Source organism: Streptomyces sp. NPDC002306, from assembly GCF_053593435.1.
Window position 1 is genome coordinate 281,936 of sequence record NZ_JBSFCK010000006.1, and the last position, 26,387, is coordinate 308,322.

General features: G+C 73.9%; 23 protein-coding genes. 11 read left to right on the forward strand and 12 right to left on the reverse strand.

All coding sequences use genetic code 11. The features are described 5' to 3' along the window. The first annotated feature begins 57 nt into the window (after positions 1–57). The gene (locus ACWCQK_RS15205; RefSeq protein WP_451155709.1) at positions 58–1,056 is read left to right on the forward strand and encodes an O-antigen ligase family protein; all 999 of its coding nucleotides are present in this window, start codon (positions 58–60) and stop codon (positions 1,054–1,056) included. A gap of 17 nt (positions 1,057–1,073) precedes the next feature. Here the strand turns inward: ACWCQK_RS15205 and ACWCQK_RS15210 are convergent, their stop codons facing one another. Together ACWCQK_RS15210 and ACWCQK_RS15215 are read right to left on the reverse strand one after the other, a co-directional pair. Beyond that, entirely contained in the window at positions 1,074–1,619 is a 546-nt protein-coding gene (locus tag ACWCQK_RS15210) for a hypothetical protein (RefSeq protein ID WP_451155577.1), read from the reverse strand. A 129-nt stretch (positions 1,620–1,748) separates the two neighbouring features. Then, the gene (locus ACWCQK_RS15215; RefSeq protein WP_451155578.1) at positions 1,749–2,534 is read right to left on the reverse strand and encodes a glutamate racemase; all 786 of its coding nucleotides are present in this window, start codon (positions 2,532–2,534) and stop codon (positions 1,749–1,751) included. 39 nt (positions 2,535–2,573) lie between these two features. Here ACWCQK_RS15215 and ACWCQK_RS15220 point away from each other — a divergent pair, with 39 nt between their 5' ends. Then, complete coding sequence (locus ACWCQK_RS15220) at positions 2,574–3,827, forward strand: glycosyltransferase (protein ID WP_451155579.1); 1,254 nt, start codon at positions 2,574–2,576, stop codon at positions 3,825–3,827. Between the two features lie 19 nt (positions 3,828–3,846). Here ACWCQK_RS15220 and ACWCQK_RS15225 read toward each other — a convergent pair whose 3' ends face one another. Next, on the reverse strand, positions 3,847–5,172 hold the full coding sequence (locus tag ACWCQK_RS15225; RefSeq protein WP_451155580.1) for a TerD family protein: 1,326 nt from the start codon (positions 5,170–5,172) through the stop codon (positions 3,847–3,849). A gap of 293 nt (positions 5,173–5,465) precedes the next feature. On the opposite strand from ACWCQK_RS15225, the gene ACWCQK_RS15230 reads away from it, so the two are divergent. Together ACWCQK_RS15230 and ACWCQK_RS15235 are read left to right on the forward strand one after the other, a co-directional pair. Beyond that, positions 5,466–5,900: a DUF6643 family protein gene (locus ACWCQK_RS15230; RefSeq protein WP_451155581.1), complete on the forward strand. Its 435-nt coding sequence runs from the start codon at positions 5,466–5,468 to the stop codon at positions 5,898–5,900. A 41-nt stretch (positions 5,901–5,941) separates the two neighbouring features. After that, positions 5,942–6,778 (forward strand): MOSC domain-containing protein, encoded by an 837-nt coding sequence (locus ACWCQK_RS15235; protein WP_451155582.1) that lies wholly within the window; start codon positions 5,942–5,944, stop codon positions 6,776–6,778. Positions 6,779–6,815: 37 nt separating this feature from the next. On the opposite strand, the gene ACWCQK_RS15240 is transcribed toward ACWCQK_RS15235, so the two are convergent. Continuing rightward, positions 6,816–7,571 carry a nucleotidyltransferase gene (locus ACWCQK_RS15240; RefSeq protein WP_451155583.1) on the reverse strand — a complete coding sequence of 252 codons (756 nt, stop codon included), beginning with the start codon at positions 7,569–7,571 and terminating at the stop codon, positions 6,816–6,818. A 194-nt stretch (positions 7,572–7,765) separates the two neighbouring features. On the opposite strand from ACWCQK_RS15240, the gene ACWCQK_RS15245 reads away from it, so the two are divergent. Both ACWCQK_RS15245 and ACWCQK_RS15250 read left to right on the forward strand, forming a co-directional pair. Then, entirely contained in the window at positions 7,766–8,371 is a 606-nt protein-coding gene (locus tag ACWCQK_RS15245) for an Rv1733c family protein (protein WP_451155584.1), read from the forward strand. Positions 8,372–8,496: 125 nt separating this feature from the next. After that, a complete protein-coding gene (locus ACWCQK_RS15250; RefSeq protein ID WP_451155585.1) occupies positions 8,497–10,938 on the forward strand; it encodes a right-handed parallel beta-helix repeat-containing protein in 2,442 nt (813 codons plus the stop codon). Here the strand turns inward: ACWCQK_RS15250 and ACWCQK_RS15255 are convergent. Then, a complete protein-coding gene (locus ACWCQK_RS15255) occupies positions 10,908–13,268 on the reverse strand; it encodes a hypothetical protein (RefSeq protein WP_451155586.1) in 2,361 nt (786 codons plus the stop codon). The genes ACWCQK_RS15250 and ACWCQK_RS15255 overlap by 31 nt on opposite strands. Before the next feature lie 286 nt (positions 13,269–13,554). On the opposite strand from ACWCQK_RS15255, the gene ACWCQK_RS15260 reads away from it, so the two are divergent. After that, positions 13,555–14,385 (forward strand): DeoR/GlpR family DNA-binding transcription regulator, encoded by an 831-nt coding sequence (locus tag ACWCQK_RS15260; RefSeq protein WP_451155587.1) that lies wholly within the window; start codon positions 13,555–13,557, stop codon positions 14,383–14,385. A 72-nt stretch (positions 14,386–14,457) separates the two neighbouring features. After that, the gene (locus ACWCQK_RS15265; RefSeq protein WP_451155588.1) at positions 14,458–14,928 is read left to right on the forward strand and encodes an SRPBCC family protein; all 471 of its coding nucleotides are present in this window, start codon (positions 14,458–14,460) and stop codon (positions 14,926–14,928) included. A gap of 118 nt (positions 14,929–15,046) precedes the next feature. Here ACWCQK_RS15265 and ACWCQK_RS15270 read toward each other — a convergent pair whose 3' ends face one another. Further along, positions 15,047–16,171 (reverse strand): PLP-dependent cysteine synthase family protein, encoded by a 1,125-nt coding sequence (locus ACWCQK_RS15270; RefSeq protein ID WP_451155589.1) that lies wholly within the window; start codon positions 16,169–16,171, stop codon positions 15,047–15,049. Between the two features lie 377 nt (positions 16,172–16,548). Between ACWCQK_RS15270 and ACWCQK_RS15275 the strand changes: the two genes are divergently transcribed. Then, a complete protein-coding gene (locus ACWCQK_RS15275; RefSeq protein WP_451155590.1) occupies positions 16,549–16,872 on the forward strand; it encodes a hypothetical protein in 324 nt (107 codons plus the stop codon). 179 nt (positions 16,873–17,051) lie between these two features. Further along, positions 17,052–17,573, forward strand: coding sequence for an ATP-binding protein (locus ACWCQK_RS15280; protein ID WP_451155591.1), 522 nt, complete (start codon positions 17,052–17,054; stop codon positions 17,571–17,573). 518 nt (positions 17,574–18,091) lie between these two features. Here the strand turns inward: ACWCQK_RS15280 and ACWCQK_RS15285 are convergent. From ACWCQK_RS15285 to ACWCQK_RS15295, 3 genes are read right to left on the reverse strand one after another with little or no spacing between them, the layout of a single operon-like run. Beyond that, entirely contained in the window at positions 18,092–20,653 is a 2,562-nt protein-coding gene (locus tag ACWCQK_RS15285) for an ABC transporter permease (RefSeq protein ID WP_451155592.1), read from the reverse strand. Continuing rightward, positions 20,650–21,420 carry an ABC transporter ATP-binding protein gene (locus tag ACWCQK_RS15290; protein ID WP_451155593.1) on the reverse strand — a complete coding sequence of 257 codons (771 nt, stop codon included), beginning with the start codon at positions 21,418–21,420 and terminating at the stop codon, positions 20,650–20,652. The genes ACWCQK_RS15285 and ACWCQK_RS15290 overlap by 4 nt, the downstream gene beginning before the upstream one ends. Beyond that, on the reverse strand, positions 21,417–21,707 hold the full coding sequence (locus ACWCQK_RS15295; RefSeq protein WP_451155594.1) for an SHOCT domain-containing protein: 291 nt from the start codon (positions 21,705–21,707) through the stop codon (positions 21,417–21,419). The genes ACWCQK_RS15290 and ACWCQK_RS15295 overlap by 4 nt, the downstream gene beginning before the upstream one ends. Positions 21,708–22,036: 329 nt before the next feature. On the opposite strand from ACWCQK_RS15295, the gene ACWCQK_RS15300 reads away from it, so the two are divergent. Then, complete coding sequence (locus tag ACWCQK_RS15300) at positions 22,037–23,026, forward strand: hypothetical protein (protein WP_451155595.1); 990 nt, start codon at positions 22,037–22,039, stop codon at positions 23,024–23,026. Between the two features lie 118 nt (positions 23,027–23,144). Here the strand turns inward: ACWCQK_RS15300 and ACWCQK_RS15305 are convergent, their stop codons facing one another. From ACWCQK_RS15305 to ACWCQK_RS15315, 3 genes are all read right to left on the reverse strand, one after another. Then, positions 23,145–23,861, reverse strand: coding sequence for a tetratricopeptide repeat protein (locus tag ACWCQK_RS15305; protein ID WP_451155596.1), 717 nt, complete (start codon positions 23,859–23,861; stop codon positions 23,145–23,147). A 238-nt stretch (positions 23,862–24,099) separates the two neighbouring features. Further along, entirely contained in the window at positions 24,100–25,347 is a 1,248-nt protein-coding gene (locus ACWCQK_RS15310) for an ROK family protein (RefSeq protein WP_451155597.1), read from the reverse strand. 345 nt (positions 25,348–25,692) lie between these two features. Continuing rightward, positions 25,693–26,346 (reverse strand): alpha-ketoglutarate-dependent dioxygenase AlkB family protein, encoded by a 654-nt coding sequence (locus ACWCQK_RS15315; protein ID WP_451155598.1) that lies wholly within the window; start codon positions 26,344–26,346, stop codon positions 25,693–25,695. Positions 26,347–26,387: the final 41 nt, after the last annotated feature.

The following is a 26,387-nucleotide window of genomic DNA, read 5'->3' on the forward strand; positions in this document are numbered from 1 at the left end:
ACGGCCGGTCCGGCCACGGACGGCGAAAGACGCAACGGTTCCGACACCGCGGGTGTGGTGGTGCTCGGGGCCTGTGCCGCCTGGTCGCTGATCACGGCGGCCGCGCACGACGGCCGCCCGGAGGGCGTGCTGCTGGCCGTCCTCGCCGTGGCCGCCGGCTTCGCCGCGGGACGGATCTTCGGGGCACTGCTGCCGGTGGCCGCGCCCTTCGTCGGCGCGCTGGCCGGGGTGTGCCTGGCGGTGACCCTGCCGCAGCTCGCGGCGCCGCAGCTCGTCACCCCGCTCGGGCACGCCGGGGCCACCGCCGCGCTGCTGACCCTCTCGGCCGGCGCCGCGTGCTGCGCCGCCTGGGCCGCACCCACCGTGGCGGCACGGCTGGCACTGCGCCTCGCGGCCGCCGCGATCGCCGTGACCGCCGCGGTCCTCGGCTCGGTCACCGGCGTCGTCACCTGTACCGCGGTGCTGCTGTGCTCGCTCGCCGCGGGCCGGATGCGCCACCGCGGCCCGGGCATCGCGGGACTGGCCCTGGCCGCCGCCCTGGTGACGGGGCTGACCTGGGCGGTCGCCGGAAACGCGCTGCCGGACGGGCTCGCCGCGTCCCTGGAGGGTCAGCTCACGTCACACCGGGTCGCGCTGTGGCACGACGCCCTGCACCTGGCGCACCAGGACAGCGCGCTGGGCGTGGGCCCGGGCCGCTTCGGGGACCTCAGCACGACGGCGGCCCAGTCGACGCCCGCCGACGGCAAGCCGCACTCGGCGCCGTTGCAGCAGGCGGCCGAGCAGGGTGTGGCCGGGGTGGCGCTGCTCGCGGCCGCCTTCGGCTGGCTGCTGTTCGCGCTGTGGCGCTCGCCGCGCCCGACGCCCGTCGCCCTGACCGCGGGCGCGGCCCTGACGGCGCTGGCGGCCATCGCGGCGGTGGGTGACGCGCTGAGCTTCACCACGGTGTCCGTGGGCGCGGGCCTGCTGGCGGGCCTCGCCACGGCGCGGCCGCTGTTCCAGGAGCCCGTGCGGAGCGCGCCGGACGTACGCGCGCGTGGTGAGCGGTCGAGTCCGTGACGGCGGCCGGGTGACCGTCAGTGCAGCGGACCGTGCGCGTTGGGGCGCAGCCGGTCGCGGATGACCCGTACGGCTGCCTCGGCGTCGTCCACGGTGATGGTGAACGTGTGACCGTCCCACAGGCGCAGCACCACGCCCTCGCCACGGCGGACGACGACCGCGGTGCCCTTCTCGGGCAGCCAGCGATAGCCCCAGCCGCCCCAGTGGCGCGGGGTGACGAGGGGGGCGAAGTCGGCGCCCTCGACGTGCGACAGCGGGATGCGGCGGCGCGGCACACCGATGTGGCCGCAGCGCACTTCGAGGGACTCCTTGTCGAGCTTCAGGTCGACGTGCACGAAGGCGAGGGTGCCGAAGAGAACGAGCAGCCCGGCCGCGATGCATCCGACCACGGCCATGACGAGCGCGGCCGAGCCGGACGTCCACGCGGAGTCGACGGCCAGCTGGATGCCGAGCGCCAGGCAGGCGGCGCCGCTGAGCGCCAGTAGCCACTGGAAGCGGTTGGTCGCGCGCCCGGTCCAGATGTCCGGGTGCGGGACCTTCTCGTCGTGGGGGTGGTCCCTCATGGCTATGAGGTTACTCAGGTTTCGCTGCGCGGGTAGCTCGTCGCACAAGGTGACTCCGCCACCCGGGGGTCCCGCGCGGCGAAGACGTCCGGCCGGCGGCCGGGGATCACGAAGCCGGATCGGCCGGAGTCACGAAGCGGGGCTGACCGCCGGCAGCATCCGCCCCTCGGCGTACGCCAGCGCGGCCGCGGGCAGGGTGCCCGCGCGCCCGCTGAGCAGCACGGTCAGGGAGCCGACCGGCGGGGCCTCGGGGGCGGGGAGCTCGCCGATGCGGCGCAGCGCCTGCGCGGCCACGGCACCCGCGGAGCCGTGCAGGACGAGCGGGGGACGGCCGGGGCGCTGCACGGCGGCCCTGATGCGGTCCGCGACCAGCTCGTAGTGGGTGCAGCCGAGGACCACGGTCGTCACGTCCGCGGGGGTCAGCGCGGCGGCCGCGGTGACGGCGGCCTCGATGGCCGCCTCGTCCGCGTGTTCGACGGCCTCGGCGAGTCCCCAGCACGGCACCTCGGCGACGGCCACACCATCGGCGAAGTCCCGGATCAGTCCCCGCTGGTACGGACTGCCGGTGGTGGCGGGCGTGGCCCAGATCGCGACGGGACCGCCGCCGGCCGCGGCCGGCTTGATCGCGGGGACCGTTCCGACGACCGGAACACCCGGTTCCAGGCGAGCGCGCAGGGCGTCCAGGGCGTGCACGGTGGCGGTGTTGCAGCCGACGATGAGAGCGTCGGGCCGGTGGACGGCGGCGGCCTCCGCGACGGCCACGGCGCGCCCGGTGAGGTCCTGCGGAGTGCGCGGCCCCCAGGGCATGCCGTCGGGGTCGAGCGACAGCACGAGATCCGCGTCGGGCCGCAGGCGCCGCACCGCGGCGGTGGCCGCCAGCAGACCGATTCCGGAGTCCATGAGCGCGATCTTCACCCGGCCACGATAGACGATGGGCTCCGGCGCACCGGTGGCGTGGGGCAGACTGCGCGGGTGAGCGCCATCGTGTGGACCGCCGCCGCCTCTCTCGCCGCCTGGCTGTGGCTGCTGCTCTTCCAGGGGTTCTTCTGGCGCACGGATGTCCGGCTGCCGCGCCGCCGGGATCCGCGCGTGTGGCCGTCCGTCTGTGTCGTCGTACCGGCGCGCGACGAGGCCGAGGTGCTCCCCGCGAGCCTGCCGTCCCTGCTCGCCCAGGACTATCCGGGCCGGGCCGAGGTCTTCCTCGTCGACGACGGCAGCCGCGACGGCACCGGTGACCTGGCGCGCGAGCTGGCGGCGCGGCACGGCGGCCTGCCGCTGACCGTGAGTTCGCCGGGCGAGCCACCCGCGGGCTGGACCGGCAAGCTCTGGGCGGTGCGTCACGGCATCGGCCTGGCACGCACGCGTGACCCCGCCTACCTGCTCCTGACGGACGCCGACATCGCCCACGCCCCGGACAGTCTGCGGCAGCTGGTGGCCGCCGCGGACAGCGCAGGCTTCGACGTCGTCTCGCAGATGGCCCGGCTGCGGGTGGAGAGCCTGTGGGAGCGGCTCGTCGTGCCCGCGTTCGTCTACTTCTTCGCCCAGCTGTATCCGTTCCGCCGGATCGGCAAGGAGGCCGAGCAGCGCGGGACGACCGGGACGACCGGGAAGGCGGGTAGGACGATGAAGAGGAAGGGGACCCGCACGGCGGCCGCCGCGGGCGGCTGCGTCCTGCTGCGTGCCGAGGCGGCGGAGCGGGCCCGGATCCCGGACGCCATCCGGCACGCCGTGATCGACGACGTGGCGCTCGCGCGGGCCGTCAAGCGGAGCGGCGGCCGGGTCTGGCTCGGGCTGGCCGACGGCGTGGACAGCGTGCGTCCCTATCCGCGCCTGCACGACCTGTGGCGGATGGTGTCCCGCAGCGCGTACGCGCAGTTGCGGCACAACCCCCTGTTGCTGGCCGGCACGGTCGCCGGACTGGCGCTGGTGTACCTGGTGCCGCCCGTGGCGGTGTTGGCCGGTGCGGCCACGGGCAGCGCCGCGGCCGCCCTCGCGGGCGGCGCGGCCTGGCTGGTGATGGCGGGAACGTACGTACCGATGCTCCGTTACTACCGTCAGCCGCTGTGGCTCGCTCCTCTGCTGCCGTTCACCGCGTTCCTGTACCTCCTGATGACGGTCGATTCCGCGGTGCAGCACTACCGGGGGCGAGGTGCCGCCTGGAAGGGCCGCACCTACGCCCGCCCGGACGCCGTCCCCGACGAGGGCTGACCCGGCGCCCGCCCGCCGCCTACTTCCGGCCGGGGGTCCAGTCCATGCCCCATCCGTAGGCGTGGTCGACGGTCCGCTGCGGGCTCACCCCGCGCTGGGGCACCAGGTAGCGGGCCTCGCGCTGGACGACCAGGTCGCCTCCGTTGTTGGTGATGAGCGCGAGCGCGCACACCGTGGAGGGGACGGTGCACTCGTCGAGCGAGAAGTCGATCGGGGCCCCGAACTGGGGGGTGAGGGTCACCGTCGCGTGCAGATCGGCGAAGGAGCGGGCGCCCTCGTAGATCGTCACGAAGACGAGGACGCGCCGGAAGTCCCGGGCGTGGTCGAGATTGATCGTCAGGTTCTCGCCGCTCGCCGACGCCCCGGTGCGGTCGTCGCCGTCGAGATGGATGTACGGCGGCTGCCGCAGGGCCCCGAACGCGTTGCCGAGCGCCTGGACGACCCCCTTGCGGCCGTCGGCGAGTTCGAAGAGGGCGCACAGGTCGAGGTCGAGGTCCGCGTGCATCGCGACGGCCCGGCCGCGCTTGCTGCCCCACCCGGAGAACTGCTTGCGCACCTCCCAGTTCAGGTTCACGCGCATGGCACCCGAGGTGCCGCCCTGCTTGGTCAGCGAGACCGACGGGGAGGCCTTCGTGAGCGTGACCTTGGTCAGCCGGACCGGCTGGACGGGCGGCGCCGGGTGCTGCGGCGGGAGGGGCGGCGGAGCGGGGTGGACCGGCTGCACCTGGGGCGGTGGCGGAGCGTGGTGGACCGGCGGCGGGACCGTCACCGGCGGGGCCACCGGTGGCGCGGGGGCGACCGGGCCGGCCGCCGGTGCCGCGCGCTGCGGCTCGTCCACGGCGATGCCGAAGTCCGTCGCCAGGCCCTCCAGGCCGCTGTCGTAGCCCTGGCCGACGGCACGGAACTTCCAGGCGCCCTGCCGGCGGTAGAACTCCCCCAGCACGAACGCCGTCTCGACGGTCGCTCCCGTGCTGTCGAAGCGGGCGACGACCGTCCCCTGCGCCGCCTCCCGGACCTCGATGTACAGGTCCGGGACCCGCCCGAACGTGCCCCCGTCCGAGGAGGCGGCGAGGACCACGGTCTCGACCGCGGGCTCCACGCGCGCGAGGTCCACGAGCAGCGTGTCGGTCACCCGGCCGCCGCCGTCCCGCTTGCCCTCGTGCCGGACCGCGCCCGAGGAGTGCGCGGGCTGGTTGTAGAAGACGAAGTCCGCGTCGGAGCGGACCTTCCCGCCCACGAGCAGCAGCGCCGACGCGTCCGCGTCGGGCACGCCGGGGCCGGACCGCCAGCCCAATTCGACGCGCAGCGCCGTGGTCGGCACCGGCGCATTCGATCCTTTCGGCATTGACATGTCCGCCCCCATCGCGAGTCGCCGTGCCGGTCCACCCGGCACTCCATTGGCTGCCTACAGGGTCAACCTATTCCGAGGGGCCGAGAAGTCCCACGAACAGCACAGGAACACGCGAGGTCAACCGCTGGTAACCCGCTGGGCACTTGGCTTTTACGGGATCTGAACCCTGCTTGGCGCCCCTTTTTCCCAAGTTCGCTCGCATTGGGGATACCGGGTCACTGCGGACACGGAAAACAACCCTCTTATCGGTCTCCCCAACCAGCACATCGTGGGCTTAACTTATGGCCATGACCTCCCCCCGCTCCACCTATGGCGGCGGCTACTACTCCGCCTCCTTCCCGGACACCCCGATCTACGACTCGCTCGTGGCCGAGCGGGGCACCCCGCAGATCGCCCCGATCCGGGTTCCCGCCGCGTACGACATGGGCAGTCACCTCCCCGCGCTCCCCTCGGCGCTGCCCGCCCTCCCGGCCGCCCCGTCCCACCAGTCCTACGGATACCCGCAGGCGCAGCAGCCCTCCCCGTTGCAGCAGGCGCCCACGGCGTACATCCCGCAGCAGGCGGCGGCGCCGCGCGGCTACCCCGGTCCGCAGGCGCAGCAGCCGCGTCCGGCCCAGCCCGGCATGGGCTACGAGGCGATGCGCCCCGCGGCTCCCCGGCCCGCCCCGGCTCCGTACCAGGACCCGTACAACAACCAGCAGCAGTACCGCGGCGGCTACTGAGCCGTCCGGGCACTGTCCGTATTGCCTGGCACGATGGAGTCATGGGCAATACGGAGCTGCAGTCGATCCACGTTCATCCGGTCAAGGCGTTCCGGGCTCTGTCGCTCCGGGAGGCCGTCGTGGAGCCCTGGGGGCTGGCCGGTGATCGACGCTGGGCGCTGATCGACGACGGGGGAACGGTCGTCACGCAACGCCGGTATCCGCGCCTGGCACTGGCCGCCGCCGAGCTCGTGCCCGGCGGCGTCAGGCTGTCCGCGCCCGGTCTCGAACCGCTGACCGTCCCGGTCCCGGAGCCGATCGGCACGACGACCGTCGAGATCTTCCGCGACAAGGTGGAGGGCGTCCTCGCCGTCGCCGCCGCCCACGCCTGGTGCAGCGCCTTCCTCGGCACCGACGTACGTCTCGTACACATGGACGACCCCGGCACGCGCCGCCCGGTCGACCACGACTTCGCGCTGCCCGGGGAGACCGTCTCCTTCGCCGACGGCTTCCCGCTGCTGGTCACCACGACCGCCTCGCTCGACGCCCTGAACGCACTGATCGCGCGGGACGGCCACGCCGGCGAGGGCCCGCTGCCCATGAACCGCTTCCGGCCGAACGCCGTGGTGTCGGGAACCGCCCCGTGGGCCGAGGACGACTGGTCGCGTGTCGCCATCGGCGAGGTCACCTTCCGGGTCGCCAAGATGTGCGGCCGGTGTGTCGTGACCACCACGGACCAGACCACCGCCCAGCGCGGCAAGGAGCCCCTGCACACCCTCGGCCGCCATCGCCGCATCGACGGCAGACTGGTCTTCGGCCAGAACCTGGTGCCCCAGTCACCGGGCACGATCCGGGTCGGCGATCCGGTCACCATCCTCGACCAGCGTCTTTCGTCCTGAACAGGTCGGCCGTGGACGGCGGAGTGGTTCGGCCCGGTCAGGGGCGCGCGGCCGCCAGCACGCGCTCGATCGCGGGGGCGAGGAAGGCGCGGGTCAGTTCGGCCCGGCGGGCCGGCCACCGGTCGGACGCGGACGGCGGGCCGCCGTAGCGGCGCTGTCGGATGTCGTGCACCACGTCCGCGGGGGCGCCCAGCGCGGTCAGTTCGTCGAGGGCCTGCGCCTTGCTGATCAGTCTGCCGGTCCGCAGCGTCACGGCGGCCCGCGCGAGCGTCAGCAGACCGAGGTCGACCCAGACCTCGCGCAGCCAGCGCTCCGGGTGGTCCAGGGCAGGCCGCCAGAAGCGCGCCAGGTCCTCGGCGACGAAGTCCGTGAGCTCCCGGTCGGTGACCGGCGGCAGCAGGACCGCCGGGCGCGGCCCGTGCAGCACCGTGCCGAAGGCGTGCAGCTCCCGCCGGGTCACCGGGGTCACGGGACGGCGCATCAACTCCTCGTGCGCCCAGGTGAGGTGAGCGGCGCCGTGGTCGCCCCACTCGTCGGCCGCGACATAGCTGCAATGCAGCTTCGCCGCCAGGGGGTGGGTCGCCGCCAGCTTCTCGTGCGCCGCGACGAGCCGCTCCTCCAGCTCCGGCGGACACCGGCGCTCGACGACCGCGACGAGGTCCAGGTCGCTGCGCCCCGGCTGGTAGTCGCCCCCGGCCAGGGAGCCGTGCGCCCAGACGCAGACCAGCGAGGGCACGGGTACGACCGCGCCGAGGAACAGGTCGAGCAGTTGACGGGTCGACGCATCTGTCACACCGCCAGTGTGCCGCCCGCGGTGGAGCACCGGGAACGTTTCGGGAACCCCGCGCGGGAACCCGCTCGTTGGGATTTCGTGCGGAGTTCATGAGACGTCCCGGTCAGAGGTGATTTCGCTCTCTCTTGGGCCGGACTCACGCGTGAACGGTTCCGCGGGGGGTTATCACGGAGCGGGAAAGGGGGTGCGGGCCGGTGCGAACAATCGGCGGACTCTGGCGGTGGCGGCACAATCCGCTGCGCCGCGTGACCGACCTGGTCGAGGCCTGGGTGGCCCTGGTGGCCCTGCTGTTCGTCCTGGTCGTCGCGCCCGTGACCGGCTCCCTGGTCGGCGGCGTCGCCCAGGACGCCCTGCAACAGGCGGTCCGCGACCAGCGCACGGCCCGGCACCAGGTGACGGCCACCGTGGTCCGCGGGTTGAACCGCTCCTCGCTGGAGGCCGATCCGGAGACCTCCACCGCGCGCGACGCCCGCAGTCATGTGCTCGCCGACTGGCGGGCACCGGACGGCACCACACACCGCGGCCCGGTCCTGGCGAGCGTCGACACCCCGCACGACGGCGACCACTTCACGATATGGACGGACGCGCACGGCGGCGTCGTGGCCCGCCCGCTGGACTCCGCGACGGCGACCACACACGCTGTCCTCGCCGGGTTCGGCGCGGCCATGCTCACCGCGGGGCTCGTCGAGGCCTGCCGACGGCTGGTCGTCTGGCGCATGGTCCGCCGTCGGTACGCGCGTTGGGACCAGGCCTGGGACCGAGCGGGCCCGGACTGGGGGCGGACCGGAACCGGCAGCTGACGGCGCTTCGTCACGCCGACCGCCTTCCGTCTCTGGTCAACCCATCGCCCGCGCGCACGCTACGGTGGACCGGCCGGGTCTTCGGCAACAACCCGCGTACGACGAGGTGGGGGCACAGCAACGCCATGGCACAGGGCACGGTCCAGGTGACGCACACCGGCACATCGAGGTGGCGGCGCCGCACAGGTGAGTACGCCTCGCTCGCCGCCGCCCTGGAGGCCGCGGCCGAGGGGGACGTCCTCACCATCGCTCCGGGCACCTACCGGGAGAATCTCGTCGTCCAGCGGGCGGTGACCCTGCGCGGCCCCGAGGGCTCCGCGGGGTCGGTGCGGATCGCGCCCCTGGACGGAGTGCCGCTGACCGTGCGCGCCTCCGCGGTGATCCAGGATCTCTACGTGGAGGGCCAGGACGCGGCGGCGCCGGCCCTGCTGGTCGAGGAGGGCACGCCGGAGCTGCGGGACGTCCGGGTCGTCACCCGGTCCGCGGCCGGCATCGAGGTGCGCGGGGACGCCCGGCCCACCGTGCGCCGCTGCACCGTCGACAACCCGGCGGGCATCGGCATCGCCGTGGTCGACGGCGGCGGCGGGGTGTTCGAGGACTGCGAGGTCGTGGCGGCCGGCCAGTCGGGGGTGGCGGTGCGCGGGGGCGGTCATCCCCGTCTGGAGCGCTGCCGGATCCACCACACCTCGGGCTCCGGTCTGACCGCCACCGGCGACAACTCCGCGCTGGAGGCGGTGGGGTGCGAGATCTACGAGGTGCGGGGCAGCGGCGTGCAGATCACCGCGCGGGCCACCGGCCACCTCACGGACTGCGATGTGCACCGCACCACCGCCGACGGAGTCACCCTGGACACCGACGCGGTGCTGACCCTCGCCGACTGCCGGATCCACGACATCCCCGAGAACGCGGTCGATCTGCGCTCCCGTTCCGTGCTGACGCTGACCCGGACGACGGTGCGCCAGTTCGGCCGCAACGGGCTGTCGGTGTGGGACCCGGGCACGCGGGTGGACGCCAATCAGTGCGAGATCTTCGACAGCACCGGCGACTATCCGGCCGTGTGGGTCAGTGACGGCGCCACCGTGGTCCTCGACTCCTGCCGGGTGCACGACGTGCCGGACGCCCTGTTCGTCCTCGACCGCGGCTCACGCGCGGACGTCGTCGACAGCGACCTCTCCCAGGTCCGCAACACGGCCGTGTCGGTGAGCGACGGCGCCACCGCGCAACTCGACGACTGCCGCATCCGGGACGCCGCGACCGGGGCCTGGTTCCGTGACCACGGCAGCGGCGGCACCCTCAGCAACTGTACGCTGGACGGCACGCAGACCGGTGTGATCGTCACCAAGGGCGCCGACCCCACCATCGAGCGGTGCACCGTCGACTCCCCGGCGGAGGCCGGCTTCTACGTCTCGGCGGGCGGCCGCGGCAGCTTCCTCGGCTGCCGGGTCACGGGCAGCGCGGGCTACGGCTTCCATGTCCTCGACGGCTGCCGTACGACGCTGAAGAAGTGCCGTACGGAGCGCTGCGCGCGCGGTGGTTACGAGTTCGCGGAGGGCGGTCCGGACTCGGCGTCCGGCACGGGACCCGTGGTCGAGGACTGCACGAGCGACGAGAGCGCGAGCCTGCGCACCCCGACGGCCGCGCCGGAGCCGGTCGTCCAGACGGCGGCCCAGACCCCTGGCCTGCTCGGCGCGATCCCGGGGCAGCGCGTCACCGAACAGGAGCCGTCGGTGCCCGTCGCCGAGCCGGCGAAGGAGGCCCGCACCTCGACGGCCGTCCTCGGTGAACTCGACGCGCTGGTGGGCCTGGACAGCGTCAAGCGCGAGGTGCGCGCCCTCACCGACATGATCGAGGTGGGCCGGCGCCGCCGGGAGGCGGGCCTGAAGGCCGCCTCGGTCAAGCGGCACCTGGTCTTCACGGGCTCCCCCGGCACCGGCAAGACGACGGTCGCCCGCCTCTACGGCGAGATCCTCGCCTCCCTCGGTGTGCTGGAGAAGGGCCACCTGGTCGAGGTGTCCCGCGTCGACCTGGTCGGCGAACACATCGGTTCCACGGCGATCCGTACCCAGGAGGCCTTCGAACGGGCCCGCGGTGGTGTGCTGTTCATCGACGAGGCGTACGCGCTGTCGCCGGAGGACTCCGGCCGTGACTTCGGCAAGGAGGCCATCGACACGCTGGTGAAGCTCATGGAGGACCACCGGGACGCGGTGGTGGTGATCGTCGCGGGTTACACGGCCGAGATGGAGCGGTTCCTCTCCGTCAACCCCGGTGTCGCGTCCCGCTTCTCGCGGACCATCACCTTCAGCGACTACGGCCCCGAGGAACTGCTGCGGATCGTGGAGCAGCAGGCCGAGGAGCACGAGTACCGGCTGGCTCCGGGCACGGCCCAGTCACTGCTGAAGTACTTCACGGACCTCCCGAAGGGACCCGCGTTCGGCAACGGCCGGACCGCCCGCCAGACCTTCGAGGCGATGGTGGAGCGGCACGCGGGCCGGGTCGCGCAGGTCACGGAGCCGAGCACGGACGACCTGACCCTCCTCTACGCGGAGGACCTGCCCGAACTCTCCTGAACGGCGCCGTTCGTGTGGCGCGGGCCCGGCAGGTCCGGCCGCAACCGGGCCAGCAGCCGCTCCCGTTCCACCGCGAACACCGGGTCCGCCTGGTAGTCGGAGTGTCCGAGGATCGGCGCCGGGAGCGGGTGCCGGTCGGTGCGGCCGTACGCCATCGGGTCCTTGAGGGGTTCGAGGTCGACGTCGGGGCCGCAGTCGCCGGGCAGCCGGACCGGGCCGCCGATGGGGTCGGTGAGCCGGTGGAGGTTGCGCCAGCAGGCGACCTCCCGGTGCAGGGAGCCGAGCGCGGACGGTCCGAAGTGGGCCGGGAACCAGCGGCCGTAGAGCCGCTCCAGCGGGGAGCCGTAGGTCAGCAGGGCGACCCGGCCGCGCTCGGACGGCTTGAGCTGCCAGACCGCGGCGGCGGCGAGCACGCTGCCCTGGGAGTGTCCGGAGATGACCAGGCGGCCGCCGGTGTCGCGGGTCCAGGTGGCCATCCGCCAGGTCAGGTCGGGCACGGCGCGCTCGGCGTAGCAGGGCGGGGCGAAGGGGTGGGCGGCGCGCGGCCAGAACGTGCCGACGTCCCACAGGATGCCGATGGTGCGCCGGGCGGCGGCGTCCTTGTAGGCGCGTCGGCCCCAAGTGACGAAGAGCAGGAAACCGAGGCCGATCAGCCAGGAGCCGAGTGCCTGCGCGGCGTCGGCGGCGCCGTGCACAAAGGCGGGAGCGGTCTGGGCGGCGACGGCCGGGGTCTTCCCGGTGGTCAGGGCGCCGACGAGGGCCGCGGTGCCCAGGAGCAGCGTCGTGGCGGAGGTGACGGCGAGGACGAGGGGACCGCGGTCGGTGAGGGAGGCCATCGCGCGGGCGCCGGCGATGCGGCGGGTGCGTGCCGTGTCCTTGGTCTCGCCGGGGTAGTCGCGGCCGACCTCGTCCAGCCCGGCGCGGCGCAGCCGCGCGGTGCGCCACCCCAGGCGGCCGCAGAGCACGAGCAGGACGACGAGCATCGGAGGGATGACGGACGCCTGCCAGGTCAGCAGGACCGGCGGACCGGCGATCGAGGCCCTGGTGCCGTCCAGCCAGTCGGCGACCCGCTGGGACACTCCGCCGGACATCACGCCGCCGAGGGCGCAGGCCAGCATCGCGACGGCGGGTCCGCCGAGGCCGCGCATCGCGGCCCGCGGTTCGGGCCGGGTGCGGTGCAGGAGGTGGGCGACCCCGGCCAGTGCGATGACGAGCAGGCCCTGGACCAGGGCGAGGGCCCCGAAGGTCGCGTCGCCGGGCAGCCGTCCGTGCGAGCGCCAGTGCGGGCGCTCCCAGCCGGCGTACCCGAGGGCGAGGGCGAGCAGGGTGAGGGCGGCCAGCGGCAGCCGGTGCACGAGGTGCGCGTCGAGCTCGCGGTCGAGGCGGTGCTCGCTGCGGCCCCGGCGGCAGACCACCCACACCACGGCGGCCGCCCCGGCGGCCAGCGCCCCCGACACCAGCCACCCGGCCACGTCCAGGGCGGCCGGTCCGCCCGGCGCGCGGTCGAAGCGGGCGGCCGGGGATGCGACGGCCGCGGCGACCGTGAGCAGTCCGGCGGCGGTGTGCGCGGCGCGCAGCCGGGCCACGAGTCGGCGTCCGTACCAGAAGCCTGGCCGGCCCAGCGCGGTGCGCCCGGTCTCCTCCTCGGGCTCGGCCGGCTGGAAGAGCGGCTGTTCGGATTCGTACGCGCTCCAGGTGCGGTGGGAGAGATACCACAGCAGGACGGTGACGGCGGTGGGCACCGCGGCGGCGAGGGCGAGTCTGCGGCCGGGACGGCTCCACCAGCCGCCGTCCGAGACGGTGGGCGCCAGGAAGCCCAGCCAGGAGTGGCGCGCGGCGCACGCGGGTGTGCCCGCGCACTGCCAGGCCGCGAGGTCGAGGGCGACCTCGCAGGCGGCCGCGACCAGCAGCACGGTCAGGGTCAGTCCGGCCAGTCGCACCAGCAGTCCGTACAGGCGCACCGTGCGGGTACGGCCGCGCACGCCGGGGCGCATCCAGTGGGCGAGGTTGACCACCATGAACGGCAGCAGCAACAGCCACAGCGCGCGGGCGCCGTTGCCCGAGGTGAGGTTGGACCAGACGTAGGCCTCGGGCACCGGGCCGCCCCGGTCACCGGGGCCGCTCTCCGCGTCGACGTCGTCGGCGCGCCGGTACACGGCCGCCGTGTCGTCGCCGGTGATCCGCACCGTACGCGGGTCGTTGAGCATCTTCTCGGGCGTGGCGCCGCCCACGCCGTGGACCAGGAGTTCCAAGGCGGCGCCTCTCTCCGCGGGCCGCTGGGCGGGGGTGGCCGCCCCGCCGGCAGAGGCTCGTTCCTGCGCGCGTTCCACTGTTCGCACTTCCCCCGTGACACACCGTCGGCTGCTCTGCGTGCGGGCACAAGGATCTCCGTTCCGGGCGTGGTGTACACCTCCCGTCACGGAATCTCCCCGATACGTGCGAGAACGCGGCGACACCACCCGCTCAATGACATGACCGCGTCGGAGCAGGCGGTGGCGCGACGGGGGTCACCCCGTGCGAGGATGGGACGCCCACGCACCCCGGACGGCAGGAATGTCCTCGTCGGAGCGGGTGTGCGGGGCTGAAGGCGGCCGAGGCGAAAGGACCGGAGCGTACGTGAGTGAGAATCAGAACCTCCTCGCGGAGCAGCGGCGCGCCCTGATCCTGGACGAGGTCCGGCGCCGTGGCGGGGTCCGGGTCAACGAGCTGACGCGCAAGCTCGGTGTGTCGGACATGACGGTGCGCCGCGACCTGGACGCGCTCGCCCGGCAGGGCGTGGTGGAGAAGGTGCACGGCGGCGCGGTCCCGGTGGTCGAGGCGAGCACGCACGAGCCGGGTTTCGAGGCCAAGTCGGCGCTGGAGCTGAGCGCCAAGGAGGACATCGCGCGGGCGGCGGCCGAGCTGGTGGCGCCGGGTTCGGCGATCGCGCTCTCGGGCGGTACGACGACGTACGCGCTGGCGCACCAGCTGGTGGACGTGCCGGATCTGACGGTGGTCACCAACTCGGTGCGGGTGGCGGACGTCTTCCACGTGGCGCAGCGGACCTCGGGCCAGCGGCAGGGCGCGGCGACGGTGGTGCTGACCGGCGGGGTGCGCACGCCGTCGGACTCGCTCGTGGGGCCGGTGGCCGACCAGGCGATCGCGGCGCTCCACTTCGACGTGCTGTTCCTCGGTGTGCACGGGATATCGATCGAGGCCGGCCTGTCGACCCCGAACCTGGCGGAGGCCGAGACCAACCGGCGTCTGGTGCAGTCGGCGCGGCGGGTCGTCGTGGTCGCCGACCACACCAAGTGGGGCACGGTGGGCCTGAGTTCGTTCGCGGCGCTGGAGCAGGTGGACACCTGGGTGACCGACGCCGGGCTTGCGGCCCGGGTCCGCGCCGACATCTCGGAGCACGTTCGGCGCCTGGTGGTGGCGGGCGAGCCCGACGAGGATACAGACATCTGACGGTACGTCAGCTAGGGTTCTGTCGGCTCAACCGCCCGCTCTCCTTCGCCTGTTGACCTGAGGGGCTTGTCGATGGCTCGTCGTCTGCGCCCGGTGGGGCTCGACTTCGTCGAGACCGCGCCGGTCCGTATGGTCTTCGCGCGGGATGTCGCCGCCGCCCCCGGTCCGCTCTTCCGGGCGCTCGCCGAGGACGTGCCGGGCTGGGTCGCGTGGTTCTCGGCGGTGACGCTCGCCCGGCCGACCGACGACGGCGCGGGACGGGAGATCCGGCTCAGGGGCGGCACCCGCTTCGAGGAGACCGTCCTCGCGGCGAAGGGCCCCGAGGTCTACGCCTACCGGGTGGACGCGACCAACGCGCCGGGTGCCCGGGCACTGGTCGAGGAGTGGCGGCTGACGCCGACGGACACCGGCACCCGCGTGCGGTGGACCTTCGCCGCCGACGGTACGGCGAGCTTCCGCTGCGTCCTGCGGCTGGCCCGGCCGGGGCTCGGGCGGGCCTTCCGGAACGCGGTCACCTCGCTGGACGGACGGCTGGCGCGGTAGCCGGCGGCTCCTGGCTCGGTGGCTCGCGGCTCCTGGCTCGGCATGGAGCGGCCGGCCCGGTCACGCGGCCGGCCCTGCGGTGGCGTCGCTCCCGGACCGGCGAGTGTGCGGCGGCCGGTCAGTGCGGCCACACGCCCGTCTCCAGCAGCGAGTCGATCGCGGCCGTGTAGGGCTCGATGTCCAGGCCCTGTTCGGCCAGCCACGCGTCCGCGTAGTACTTGTCGAGGTAGCGGTCCCCGTGGTCGCACAGCAGCGTCACCACGCTCCCCCGGTGCCCCTGCGCCACCATCTCGGCGACGATCTTCAGGGCGCTCCACAGCCCGGTGCCCGTGGAGCCGCCCGCCTTGCGGCCGATGGCCCGCTCCAGGGCCCGCACGGCGGCGACGCTCGCCGCGTCGGGGACCTTCATCATGCGGTCGACCGCGCCGGGCACGAAGCTCGGTTCCATCCGCGGCCGGCCGATGCCCTCGATGCGCGAACCGCAGTCGCAGGTGACGTCCGGATCGCCGGTGGTCCAGCCCTCGAAGAAGCAGGAGTTCTCCGGGTCGGCGACGCAGATACGGGTGTCGTACTGCATGTAGTGGACGTAGCGCGCGAGGGTCGCCGACGTGCCGCCGGTGCCGGCCGTGGCGACGATCCACGCGGGTTCCGGGAACCGCTCCAACTCCAGCTGCCGGAAGATCGATTCGGCGATGTTGTTGTTGCCGCGCCAGTCCGTGGCCCGCTCGGCGTAGGTGAACTGGTCCATGTAGTGGCCGCCGGTCTCCGTCGCGAGGCGTGCGGACTCCTCGTACATCCGGCGCGAGTCGTCGACGAAATGGCACTGGCCGCCATGGAATTCGATCAGTCGGCACTTCTCCGCGCTCGTCGTGCGCGGCATCACGGCGATGAACGGCACGCCGATCAGCTTCGCGAAGTACGCCTCGGAGACGGCCGTCGAGCCGCTGGACGCCTCGATCACCGGGCGGCCCGGCCGGATCCAGCCATTGCACAGACCGTAGAGGAAGAGTGAGCGGGCCAGGCGGTGCTTGAGGCTTCCGGTGGGGTGGGTCGACTCGTCCTTGAGATACAGGTCGATCCCCCACCGTTCCGGCAGCGGAAAACGCAGCAGGTGAGTGTCGGCCGAGCGGTTGGCGTCCGCCTGGACCTTGCGGACGGCCTCTTTCAGCCAGTCCCGGTAGCTGGTGTCGCTGCGGTCGACGTCGAGGGTTTCGCCGGTCCGGGTCTGCTGGGTGGCGCTCACGGCGGTGCTCCTTACGGTCCACGCCGACGGCGCGTCGCGCGGCCGACCTCCCGATCATAGGCATCTTCCGCACCACTTCTCACCTGCATAAACACAGCTTTGGGCCACCCAAAGGACAGCTGGGGAACGGGCGTACGGGCGCGCGGGGCGGACACCGGGGGGCGCATTCGGGCGAGTGCTCCGGGTGGCCGCCGCTCGGGCCTGGTGCGTACTGGTGCTCACCGCGGTACGCGGGCAGACTTCAGCGGGCGGGACGGAAGGTCCCGGACGGGGGCGGACACTGGATCACGGAATCGGGCTGGATCACGCCACGGGGTGGGTCACCCACGCGGGAGCGCGGTCCAACCGGACCCACGCGCACAAGGGGGCGGAACGGCATGGCGGAGCCGGAGTTCACGGCGACGGGCGTGCGGATCGGGAAGAGACTGCGCTCGCTCACCCGGGCCGGGCAGGTCCGGATCAGCGGCGGCAGGCTGGAGTTGCTCACGAGTTACGGCAGCGAGATCGACAGCGCGCCGGTGCAGGCGGTGCGGGCGTCGAAACCCTGGTTCGGGCCGGAGGACCGCGCCTCGGCGGACGTCAACGGCACGCGGTACTCGCTCACCCTGGGTGACCACGACCCCGCTCCCGGCGAGCCGGGGCCGCCCGCGGCACGCCGGTTCATCGAGGCCGTGCGCAGGGCCGCGGGGCGTGGCGGCTGAGTCACCGCGAGTTGCGGCGGCGGACCCCCTGGGCCACGCTGGTCTCACGTCACTCTGGGTTTACCGGCGATAACGCTGCGAACCAGCCCGCCGGACATGACAGCAGGCGGCCCTTTCACACAGTCCTGCTGGATCCGAACTCCGTGTTCTTCCGGACCTCACGTCGGGGAGTCGCAGCCGTGATCAGTCACCCAAGCAGGCACTGCACGGTGGAGCTCCAAGCCCTGCCGTCGCGGATCGGCCAGGTCCGCAGAATCGTATCTGCGCAGTTGCGCTACTGGCATATGGATCCCCTCATAGACCGCGCCGCGCTCGGTGTGACCGAGCTCTTGACGAACGTCCACCGCCACGCCCAGCCCGACAAGACATGCACCGTCGAGATGGAACTGGTGGTCGACCGGCTCACGGTCTCGGTGCACGACCACGACCCCCGTCTTCCGGTGGTCGACGAAGCGGAACCCCTGGCCACCTGCGGGCGCGGGCTCGCGCTGGTGGCCGCCGTGAGCGAGAGCTGGGGCGTCCGGCCGGACGGTGAGTCCGGCAAGGTCGTCTGGTTCACGCTCCCGACGTCCCCTCCGCCCGCGCGCCCGGCGCGCCGTACGGTCGCGGACAAGCCCGCGCACCGGTTCACGGAGGTCGAGGTCACGACCGACGACCTCAGGCCGGCCCACGCTCCCGCCCGGTCGGCCGTCGCCGGCTGACCGAGCGGTGATCGGTGGGTGCGTCCGCCGGTGATCGGTGGGTGCTTCACCGGTGACCGGGCCGGGGCCGGTGCCTGTCCCCCTCATCAGGGCAGGCGTTACGACCGGCTGACGCCTCCCGTCGGGGACCGGCGTGTTCCCACGGCTTCCCACGGCTTCCCACGACGGGGGACGGGGCCACGACTTTCGTGTGGCCGCCTCGGCGAACCGGGCCACGGGCCGCCCGAGCACACCACCGCGACCCGCATCACGGCCCGCGCGTGCTCACCTCTGCGACCCGGGCCACGGCCCGCCCGTGCTCACCTCGGTGAAGCGGGCGACGACCGGCGCATGCGCCTCCTGCCGAACCGGGCCACGACCACACGTCCCACCCCGGCGAACCCGGCCACGGGCCGCGGCGGCCCGCCGAGCCGGACCGGGCCACGGCCCGCCCCGAGCCCACCCTGCGACCGGGGCCACGACCCGCCCGTCCCCATCACGGTGATCGACGCGCGGTTCGTCGTGCGGGACGCGGTGGGTCACTCGGTGGCGAGTGCCCGCAACACGTCGAGTCGTGCCGCCCGCCGGGCCGGACGTACGCCTGCCACGACTCCGGCCGCGAGGCCGACCAGCGCCACCACCGCGAGCCGCACGGGCGGTATCGCGAAGGCGAAGGCGCTGTCGCTCGCGCCGTCCGACGCCTTCACCAGCACCCAGCCGAGGAAGGCGCCGAGGCCGAGTCCGCCCGCGGTACCGAAGGCGGCGACCAGGACCGACTCCCAGCGGACCATGGCGCGCGACTGGGATCGGGTCTGCCCGACGGCGCGCAACAGACCCAGTTCCCGGGTGCGTTCGTGGATCGCCAGCGTCAGCGTGTTGGCGATGCCGAGCAGCGCGATGAGCACCGCGAGGGCGAGCAGCGCGTAGACCAGGCTGAGCATCATGTCGATACCGCCCGCCGAGGAGCGCGCGTACTCGGCACGGGTCTGCACCTCCGGGGCGCCGTACCGCGCCGCGACCCGCTGTACGGCCGCCTTGCCGTCGTCCGCGCTCACTCCGTCCTTGAAGGAGACGGCGAGGAGGGTGTCGGAGTCCTGGGTGCGGTGCGGGGCCCAGGCGGCGCGGGTGATCACGTAGTCACCGACCAGTTCGGACCGGCCGTAGACGGCGCGCACGGTGAAGGTCCGCCGCTCGCCGTCGGTGAAGGTGAGGCGGGTGATGTCGCCCGTCGTCAGGCCCCGCTCGTCGGCTTCCTGCCGGGTGACGGCGATGCCGTCGGTGCCGAGGTCGCGCAGGGACCCCTGGACCGAGCCGAGGTCGAAGGTGCGGGCCAGGGCGTCCGGGTCGGTGACGGTCAACGCCCGTCCGTCGCCGTCGACTTCAGCGACTGCGCGGCCCAGTCCCACCGCGGTGTCCACCTCGGGCAGCGCGCCGACGGCCGCGGCGAGCCGTGGACTGAGCCCGCTGCCGCCCGCCCCGAACGACGGTGTGCTCACGGCCACATCACCCGCGAAAGACCGTGACACGGTCTGGTCCATGGTCGCCTTGAGCGAGGCGCCGAACACGGTGAACAGCGCGACGACGGCGACCCCGATCATCAGGGCGCTCGCGGTGGCGGCCGTACGCCTAGGGCTGCGCAGGGCGTTGCGTAGGGCGAGGGCGCCGGTGACACCGCGCAGCCGGTCGACGGGGCCGCCGAGCAGCCGCACGGCCGGGCCGACGGCGACCGGGCCGAGGACCACGAAGGCGACCAGCGCGAGGACCGCGCCGAGTCCCGCGGACCACAGGGACGGGGACACCAGGACTCCGGTGAGCGTCAGGGCCACAGCCAGGACGGCGAGCCCCGCGCCGAGGACGGCTCGCGCGCGGGAGGAGCCGGACCGTTCGACCGCCGTCTCGCGCAGTGCGGCCAGCGGCGCGGTACGGCCGGCCCGTACGGCGGGCAGCACGGCGGAGCCGAGGCACACCACGACGCCGACCGCGAGGGGCAGCAGCAGGGACAGACCGCCGATCACCAGGTCGCCCTCGGGGAAGGGGAATCCGATGGCCGGGAACAGCGCCTGGAGCCCGGCGGCGATACCGATGCCGCCCGCCAGGCCCGCGGCGGACGCCGTCACGGCGACCACGCCCGCCTCCACCAGCGTCGCCTCGGTCACCTGTCGGCGCGCGGCGCCGAGGGCACGCAACAGCGCGTTCTCGCGGGCGCGTTGGGCGACGACGATGGCGAAGGTGTTGTGGATGGAGAAGGTCGCGACGAGCAGCGCGATGCCGGAGAACACCAGCAGCAGGGTGGTGAAGACGGTCAGGAACTGGCTGGCGATCATGTCGGTGTTCTCCTGCGCCGCCGCCTGACCGGTGATGGCCTCGACTCCGGCCGGGAGTACGGGAGTCAGCCGCGCGACCAGTTCCTTCTCGCTGACGCCGGGGTCCGCCCGCACCTTGATGCTCGACGCCTGGCCGGGCCTGGCGGTGAGGTACCTCTCGGCGTCGGCACGGGTCATGCCGGTGAAGGTCACCTGTGCCATGCCGTCCGCGCCGCCGAAGGTCGCCAGGCCGACGACGGTCACCTCGACCGGGTCGGGGGTGCGCAGGACGGTCCTGTCGCCGAGCTTCAGACCGCCCCTCTCGGCGGCGCCGCGGTTGACGACGACCTCCCCGGACCTCACCGGGGCACGGCCTTCGGCGAGGCGGTACGGGTTGAGCCGCGTGTCGGTGATCCAGTTGCCGGCGAGGGTGGGCGGTCCCTGGCCGCCGACGGGATCGCCGTCGCTGCCGACGAGCTGGCCCGCGCCCTGGATCTCGGGGGCGGCGGCCGCGACACCGGGGATCCGCTCGACGGTCGCGGCCAGGGAGGTGGCGACGGGCTGTCGCACACCCTGGCTCTCGCCGGGCGTGGTGATGGCGTCGGCGCCGCGCACGACCGCGTCCGTCCCGGCCGTGGCCTCGCCGAACATCGTGCCGAAGCTCGCGCGCAGGGTGTCCCCCATGACGAGCGTCCCGGCGAGGAAGGCGACTCCGAGGAAGACCGCGAAGAAGGTGCCGGCGAAGCGCCGCCGGTGGGCGCGCAAGGAGGACAGGCTCAGGCGTACGGAGGCGTTCACGAGGGCACCTCGAAGGCTTTCATGCGGTCCAGGACCTTGTCGGCGGTCGGGGCGTCCATACGGTCGACCAGGCGTCCGTCGGCCAGGAACACCACCTCGTCCGCGTGGGCGGCGGCGACGGGGTCGTGGGTGACCATGACGACCGTGCGGTCCATCCGGCGCACGGCGTCACCGAGGAGACCGAGCACCTCCGCGCCGGAGCGGGAGTCGAGGTTGCCGGTCGGCTCGTCGGCGAAGACGACGTCCGGCCGGCCGGCGAACGCCCGTGCCACGGCGACACGTTGCTGCTGGCCGCCGGAGAGTTCGGACGGCCGGTGGTGCAGCCGGTCGCGCAGGCCGACGGTGTCGACGAGCTCGTCGATCCACTCCGCGTCGTGGCCGGCGCCCGCGAGGTCCAGCGGCAGCGTGATGTTCTCGGCCACGGTCAGGGTGGGGACCAGGTTGAACGCCTGGAACACAAAGCCGATCCGGTCGCGCCGCAGCAGGGTCAGCCGACGGTCGTCCAGCGTACCCAGCTCGGTGTCGCCGAGGTACGCGGCTCCGGAGCTGAGCGTGTCGAGTCCGGCCGCGCAGTGCATCAGCGTGGACTTGCCGGAACCCGAGGGCCCCATGATCGCGGTGAAGCGGCCGGCCGGGAAGGCGACGTCGACGCCGTCCAGGGCCCGCACCGCGGTGTCGCCACCGCCGTAGACCTTCACGGCGTCGACGACACGGGCGGCCGTCCGGGGCTTGGTGGTGACGGCCGTCGACGTCCTCGACGCGTTCACGCCGCACCGCCCTTGCCCGGGCGGCCGAACTGCTCGTCGAGGACGGACAACCGGCGCCAGTACTCGTCCTCGTCGATCTCGCCGGAGGCGAAACGGCGGCCCAGGACCGCGACGGGCGAGTCGCCCGACGGCCGGGCCTCGCCGAGCGCGCTCCACGGACCGCGGCGGCCCCGCGGGGCGGTGCGGCGCAGGACGGTGACCACGCCGATCACGACCACCGCCCAGATCAGCGGGAAGAAGAGGATCCACGGTCCGGGACCGCCGTCCCAGTCGGCCAGGGTGTTCATCTCGGGGCATCTCCTCGGTGAGGTCCGCGGTGGGGTGGGTCTGTGGTGAGGCCCGCGGAACGTCTGCGGTGGGGCTCGGGGCCCTCGGCGCGACCTTCGGCGCGGCCTGTCGCGGGTCTTCCGCGATGTCTCGAGACTCGCCCCTGGACAGGGGCCGGGTCGTCGTACGGCCAGCGGCAGTGCGCGTACACCAGCGGGAGTACGCGGGCCGTCCACCCCTGCTCCCCGAAGCCCCGCGGCTTCGTCACCGAAGCGACGGCGGCCATCGGCGCGTCAGTTGAACCAGGCTCCTGGCGGGTTGGCCTCACGGTCCCGGTACGGTGCGTCCCGTGGAGACAGACGTGAACGGGTGGGAGTCGAGGCACTGGGCCGCGTACGGCTGCGGGGCATGGGAGCGGGCCTGTCACCAGGCAGGCCTCCTCATCGCCTGGTACGAGGAGCAGGGCCTCCTCCTCGGCGCCCCGCCCGCCCGCCGGTTCTCCGCGCGTCGTGCCCCGTGGCCCAAGTGGCCCTGGGGAAGCCGCCGTCAGAACCTGGGCCTGCTGCTGTGGCGGGCCGCCCACGACGCCGGAACCCTCGTCGACCAGGTCCCCCTGGCCGACACCACGCGCTTCTACGATCCCGGCGCCCGACCGCTCGCCGACGGGCCCGTACCCGAAGGCGCCCGCACCGGCGGGATCGGGATCGGCAGCGCCGAATCGATGGCCGGCGTCGAGCCCGTACTGCGGGCCCACCTCGCCGCCGATCTCCCGCGGCCGCGCCCGGCCGAGGTGCGGCCGACGCTCGGTTACCGGGTCCGGGAAGTGCGGGCGACGCCCGACTGGGAGGGCGGCGACTGGCCGGCGGCCCTCGTCCTGGCCCGCGAGGCCATGCGGCGGGCGGACGACCTCCGGCAGCGGGGGACATGGCAGCCGACCGCACAGGAACGGTCCACCGGGACGCGGACCGGGCTGGACCGAGAACTGACGACCCGGCACACCACCCCGGCGGACCCGGCGCCGAGCTGGCTGACGCGGGCATCGCACCTGCTCCACGTCACCGCGTCCCTGTCCGGCGCCGCCGACACCCTGCCGCGCGACAGCCACGGGAACCCGGGCCCGCTGGCGGAGGTCCTCACCACGACGGCCCGCGCCTGCGCCCGGCTAGAGCCCAGCACCGCCGAGGTCGAGCGCCTGTGGGCGGCCGAGCCGCAGCCGCCCGCGGACCCGGCGTCCTGGGAACCGCACCACGTGCCCGACGCGCTGCGGGACCAGACCGAGGAGACGGAAGACCTGGTGCGGGCGACCGCCGTCTTCCTCTGGATCCTGGCGTGCGGCTGAATCCGGACAAGGGGATCGATCCTGACAGGAGGCCGCATCCTGACTGACGGCCACATCCTGACTGACGGCCGCATCCTGGCAGGCGGCCGCATCCTGGCAGGCGGCCGACCGGCGCCGCTCAGTAGAAGTCGCCGCGAGAACGCGGGGGGTTGACGGCGTCGCGCCGCTGCTGCTCCAGACGGGCGGCCCCCGTCGCCGACATCTCGCGCAGGTGGGCTTGACTCTGCAGCGTCATCATCGACCCCAGGGCGTGCCGGCCGGTCATCGGGTTGTCCACGCAGGCCCGGTACAGCGCGGCGGCGCGCTCGACGTCCTGGTACAGGGTGCGGTAGAGCTCGGCGGCACGGTACTGGGCATAGGGGTGGTCGCGCGCGGCGGCCGCCAGGAAGTACTCCAGGGCGTGCTGGGCGGGAGCGTGGGTCAGGGGCAGCAGCCGTTCCAGGTACAGGTCGCCCAGGGCGAGCATCGCTTCGGGCTCGCCCAGTTCGGCCGCGGCCCGGTACCAACGGCCCGCTTCGTCGTACGACTGTGTGATGCCCGCCTCGGGGCAGCCCTGGTGGTACAGCGAGCCGAGGTAGTAGGCCGCCCGCGGCGATCCGGTGCTCTGCCGCAGTCGCGGCACCGCTCGCGCGTAGTGCCCCCGCACGTAGTCGGCGTGCCCCAGGAGCTCCACGGCGGCGCTGTGGCCGGTGGCCGCGGCGGCTTCCAGGAAGTAGGAGGCGGCCGCGCGGTGCTGCGCGCTGTTCCAGCAGTGCAGACCGATCTGGTAGTGGTCCTCGGCGCTGGTCGGCTCGCGTCCGTCGACGGTGAAGTCGGTCCCCTGCCACTGCACCACGTCGCCCCCTCCTCGTCCGGCTCACGGCGCCGGACGTTCCCCCGTCATCAGCCATTGTGCCGCAGTCGTCGGCGGCGCGATGCTGCGCGTACCGGCGGCACACCACCCGACGCAGCGGCGGTCGCGCGTGCCGCACGAAGCAGCGGTCGCGCCCGCGCCTCACGAGTCACCGGTCGCGTCCCGCCCGACGAAGCACCTGTGCCGCAACCGCCCTGCGAAGTGCCTCCGGCACCCCGCTTCACAGGGCCGCCAGTGCTCCCAGCGGATCGTCGAGCACCGGCTGCCACGCCAACTCCGCGGCTCCGACGAGGCTGTTGTGGTCCAGCGAGCAGGCCAGGATGGGCACGCTTCCGCTGCGGCCCCACAGGCTGCGGTCGGCGACCACCGCGCGCAGCCGGTCCGGGTCGGCGTCGATGAGGGTGCGGTGCAGGCCACCGAGGATGATCCGGTCCGGGTTGAGGATGTTGACCAGACCGGCGAGTCCCAGACCGAGGCGGTCGATCAGGTTCTCGACGGCCCCGCGGACCGTCGGGTCGTCGTACTCGTCGCGGATCAGGTCGTCGGCCTGCTTCAGCAGCGACACCTCGGGACCCGGCGCCCGGCCCGCCGCGGTGAGCAGGGCCAGCGGGTCCGTCTCGACGTCGAGGCAGCCGCGGCTGCCGCAGTGACAGGGGCGTCCGCCGTCGGGGTTGACGGTGAGGTGGCCGACTTCGAGCGCCAGGCCCGAACTGCCGGTGTGCAGACGCCCGTCGAGCACCAGCGCGCCGCCGACGCCCCGGTGCCCGGTCGCCACGCACAGCAGGTCGCGGGCCCCGCGTCCGGCGCCGTGCCGGTGCTCGGCGAGCGCCGCGAGGTTGATGTCGTTGCCCGCGAAGGCCGGTCCGGTGATGCCCGAGGCGCGCACGCACTCGGCGAAGATCTCCCGCACGGGCGCCCCCGCCGGCCAGGCCAGGTGCAGCGGGTTCAGCGCCAGGCCCTCCGGTTCGGCGACCGCGGACGGCACGGCGAGCCCGGCGCCCACGCACCGCCGCCCGGTCTGCCGCAGGAGTTCGGCACCCGCTTCCACGACGGATCCGAGCACCTTCGCGGGGTCGGCGTCGACGGTCTCGCAGCCGGGGGCGGTCGCGACGATCCGGCCGCCGAGCGCCACCAGCGCGGCGCGGAACCCGTCCGCGTGCACCTGGGCGGCGAGCGCCACGGGGCCGTCCTCGGCGAGGCCGAGCCGGTGCGAGGGGCGGCCCTGTGAGCCGGCGGCGGAGCCGGGCCGGGCGTCGACCCTGATCAGGCCCAGCGCCTCCAGTTCCGCGGCGACCGCGCCCGCCGTGGCGCGGGTGACGCCCAGTTCGACGGTGAGCACCGCCCGGGTCGGAGCGCGCCCGGTGTGCACGAGCTCCAACGCGGGCCCGAGTGCTCCGCGCCCCCGGTCCAGTCGCGTCCTCGAGGTGGTCCCTTCCCCCGCCTGCCGGGGGTCCGCCTTGCCGCTCATGAGGGGGAGTCTCCCATGATCCGCTCGGCCGCCGACGTCCGCGGCCCTGTCACCTCCGGGAAGGGCCGTCGGGGCACGGCGGCGCAGGGTGCGCCGGGCGGGAGCCGGACGGTCGCGGGAGCCGCGATCGGGGTGGCTGTGGACGGCGTACGCGCCCATCACGTCCGGGGCGCGGTCGGCACGCGTGCGACGTGTGCGACGCGTTCGCTCTGGTCGATCTGGTCACTCTGGGCGCACCGGTCGCTGTGGTCGCGCCGGGCGCGATCCGGGTGCCGCGCGCCGGGAGTACGGACGCCGACCGTTCTCCCGGCGCTTCCCCGAAGGAGCCCGCGTCGCGGGAGCGGCTCACCGCAACCCGCTCACCCGCAGGGTGACGTTCAGCCGTCCCGTCAGTCCGAGTCCGGCCGGAGCCGTGCCGGGGTGGACCCGGGGCACCCCGTGATAGGCGAGCCGCGAAGGGCCGCCGAAGACGAACAGGTCACCGCCGCGCAGCTCGACGTCCGTGTAGGGGCGCGTGCGCGTCTCGGTGTTGCCGAAGCGGAACACGCAGGTGTCGCCGAGGCTCAGGGACACCACCGGCGCGTCGGAACGCTCGTCGGCGTCGCGGTGCATGCCCATGCGGGCGTCACCGTCGTAGAAGTTGATCAGCGCGATGTCGTACGGCTCCGACGCGACCGCCGTCGGGCCGAGCGCGTCGGCCACCGCCCGCCGGCCGAGCTCGCCGAGCCAGGCGGGGAAGGGCTTGACCGGGGAGCCGTCGCCGTCGGCGACCGTGCGGGCGTAGGCGTACGGGTACCAGTGCCAGCCCAGACAGACCTGCCGGGCCGTCATGGTCCCGCCGCCGGGGGTGACGACCGTGCGCAGCCCGGCCGGCGGGCGGGCCCACTCGCGGCAGGCGTCGAGCAGTTCCCGCTGCCGCCGGGTGTCGAGCCAGTCCGGCATGTGCACCGCGCCCGGCGCCACCTCCGTACGCTCCCGGGGGAACAGTTCGGCGTCCATGGCCACCATCCTCCCCCACCAGTCCTGAGCTGCGGCTCGGC

Coding starts and splice junctions, on each gene's coding strand:
- ACWCQK_RS15275 (WP_451155590.1), top strand. CDS start 16,549: ATGGCGGAGCCGGAGTTCACGGCGACGGGCGTGCGGATCGGGAAGAGA.
- ACWCQK_RS15315 (WP_451155598.1), bottom strand. CDS start 26,346: ATGGACGCCGAACTGTTCCCCCGGGAGCGTACGGAGGTGGCGCCGGGC.
- ACWCQK_RS15230 (WP_451155581.1), top strand. CDS start 5,466: ATGACCTCCCCCCGCTCCACCTATGGCGGCGGCTACTACTCCGCCTCC.
- ACWCQK_RS15225 (WP_451155580.1), bottom strand. CDS start 5,172: ATGCCGAAAGGATCGAATGCGCCGGTGCCGACCACGGCGCTGCGCGTC.
- ACWCQK_RS15295 (WP_451155594.1), bottom strand. CDS start 21,707: ATGAACACCCTGGCCGACTGGGACGGCGGTCCCGGACCGTGGATCCTC.
- ACWCQK_RS15210 (WP_451155577.1), bottom strand. CDS start 1,619: ATGAGGGACCACCCCCACGACGAGAAGGTCCCGCACCCGGACATCTGG.
- ACWCQK_RS15235 (WP_451155582.1), top strand. CDS start 5,942: ATGGGCAATACGGAGCTGCAGTCGATCCACGTTCATCCGGTCAAGGCG.
- ACWCQK_RS15250 (WP_451155585.1), top strand. CDS start 8,497: ATGGCACAGGGCACGGTCCAGGTGACGCACACCGGCACATCGAGGTGG.
- ACWCQK_RS15310 (WP_451155597.1), bottom strand. CDS start 25,347: ATGAGCGGCAAGGCGGACCCCCGGCAGGCGGGGGAAGGGACCACCTCG.
- ACWCQK_RS15265 (WP_451155588.1), top strand. CDS start 14,458: ATGGCTCGTCGTCTGCGCCCGGTGGGGCTCGACTTCGTCGAGACCGCG.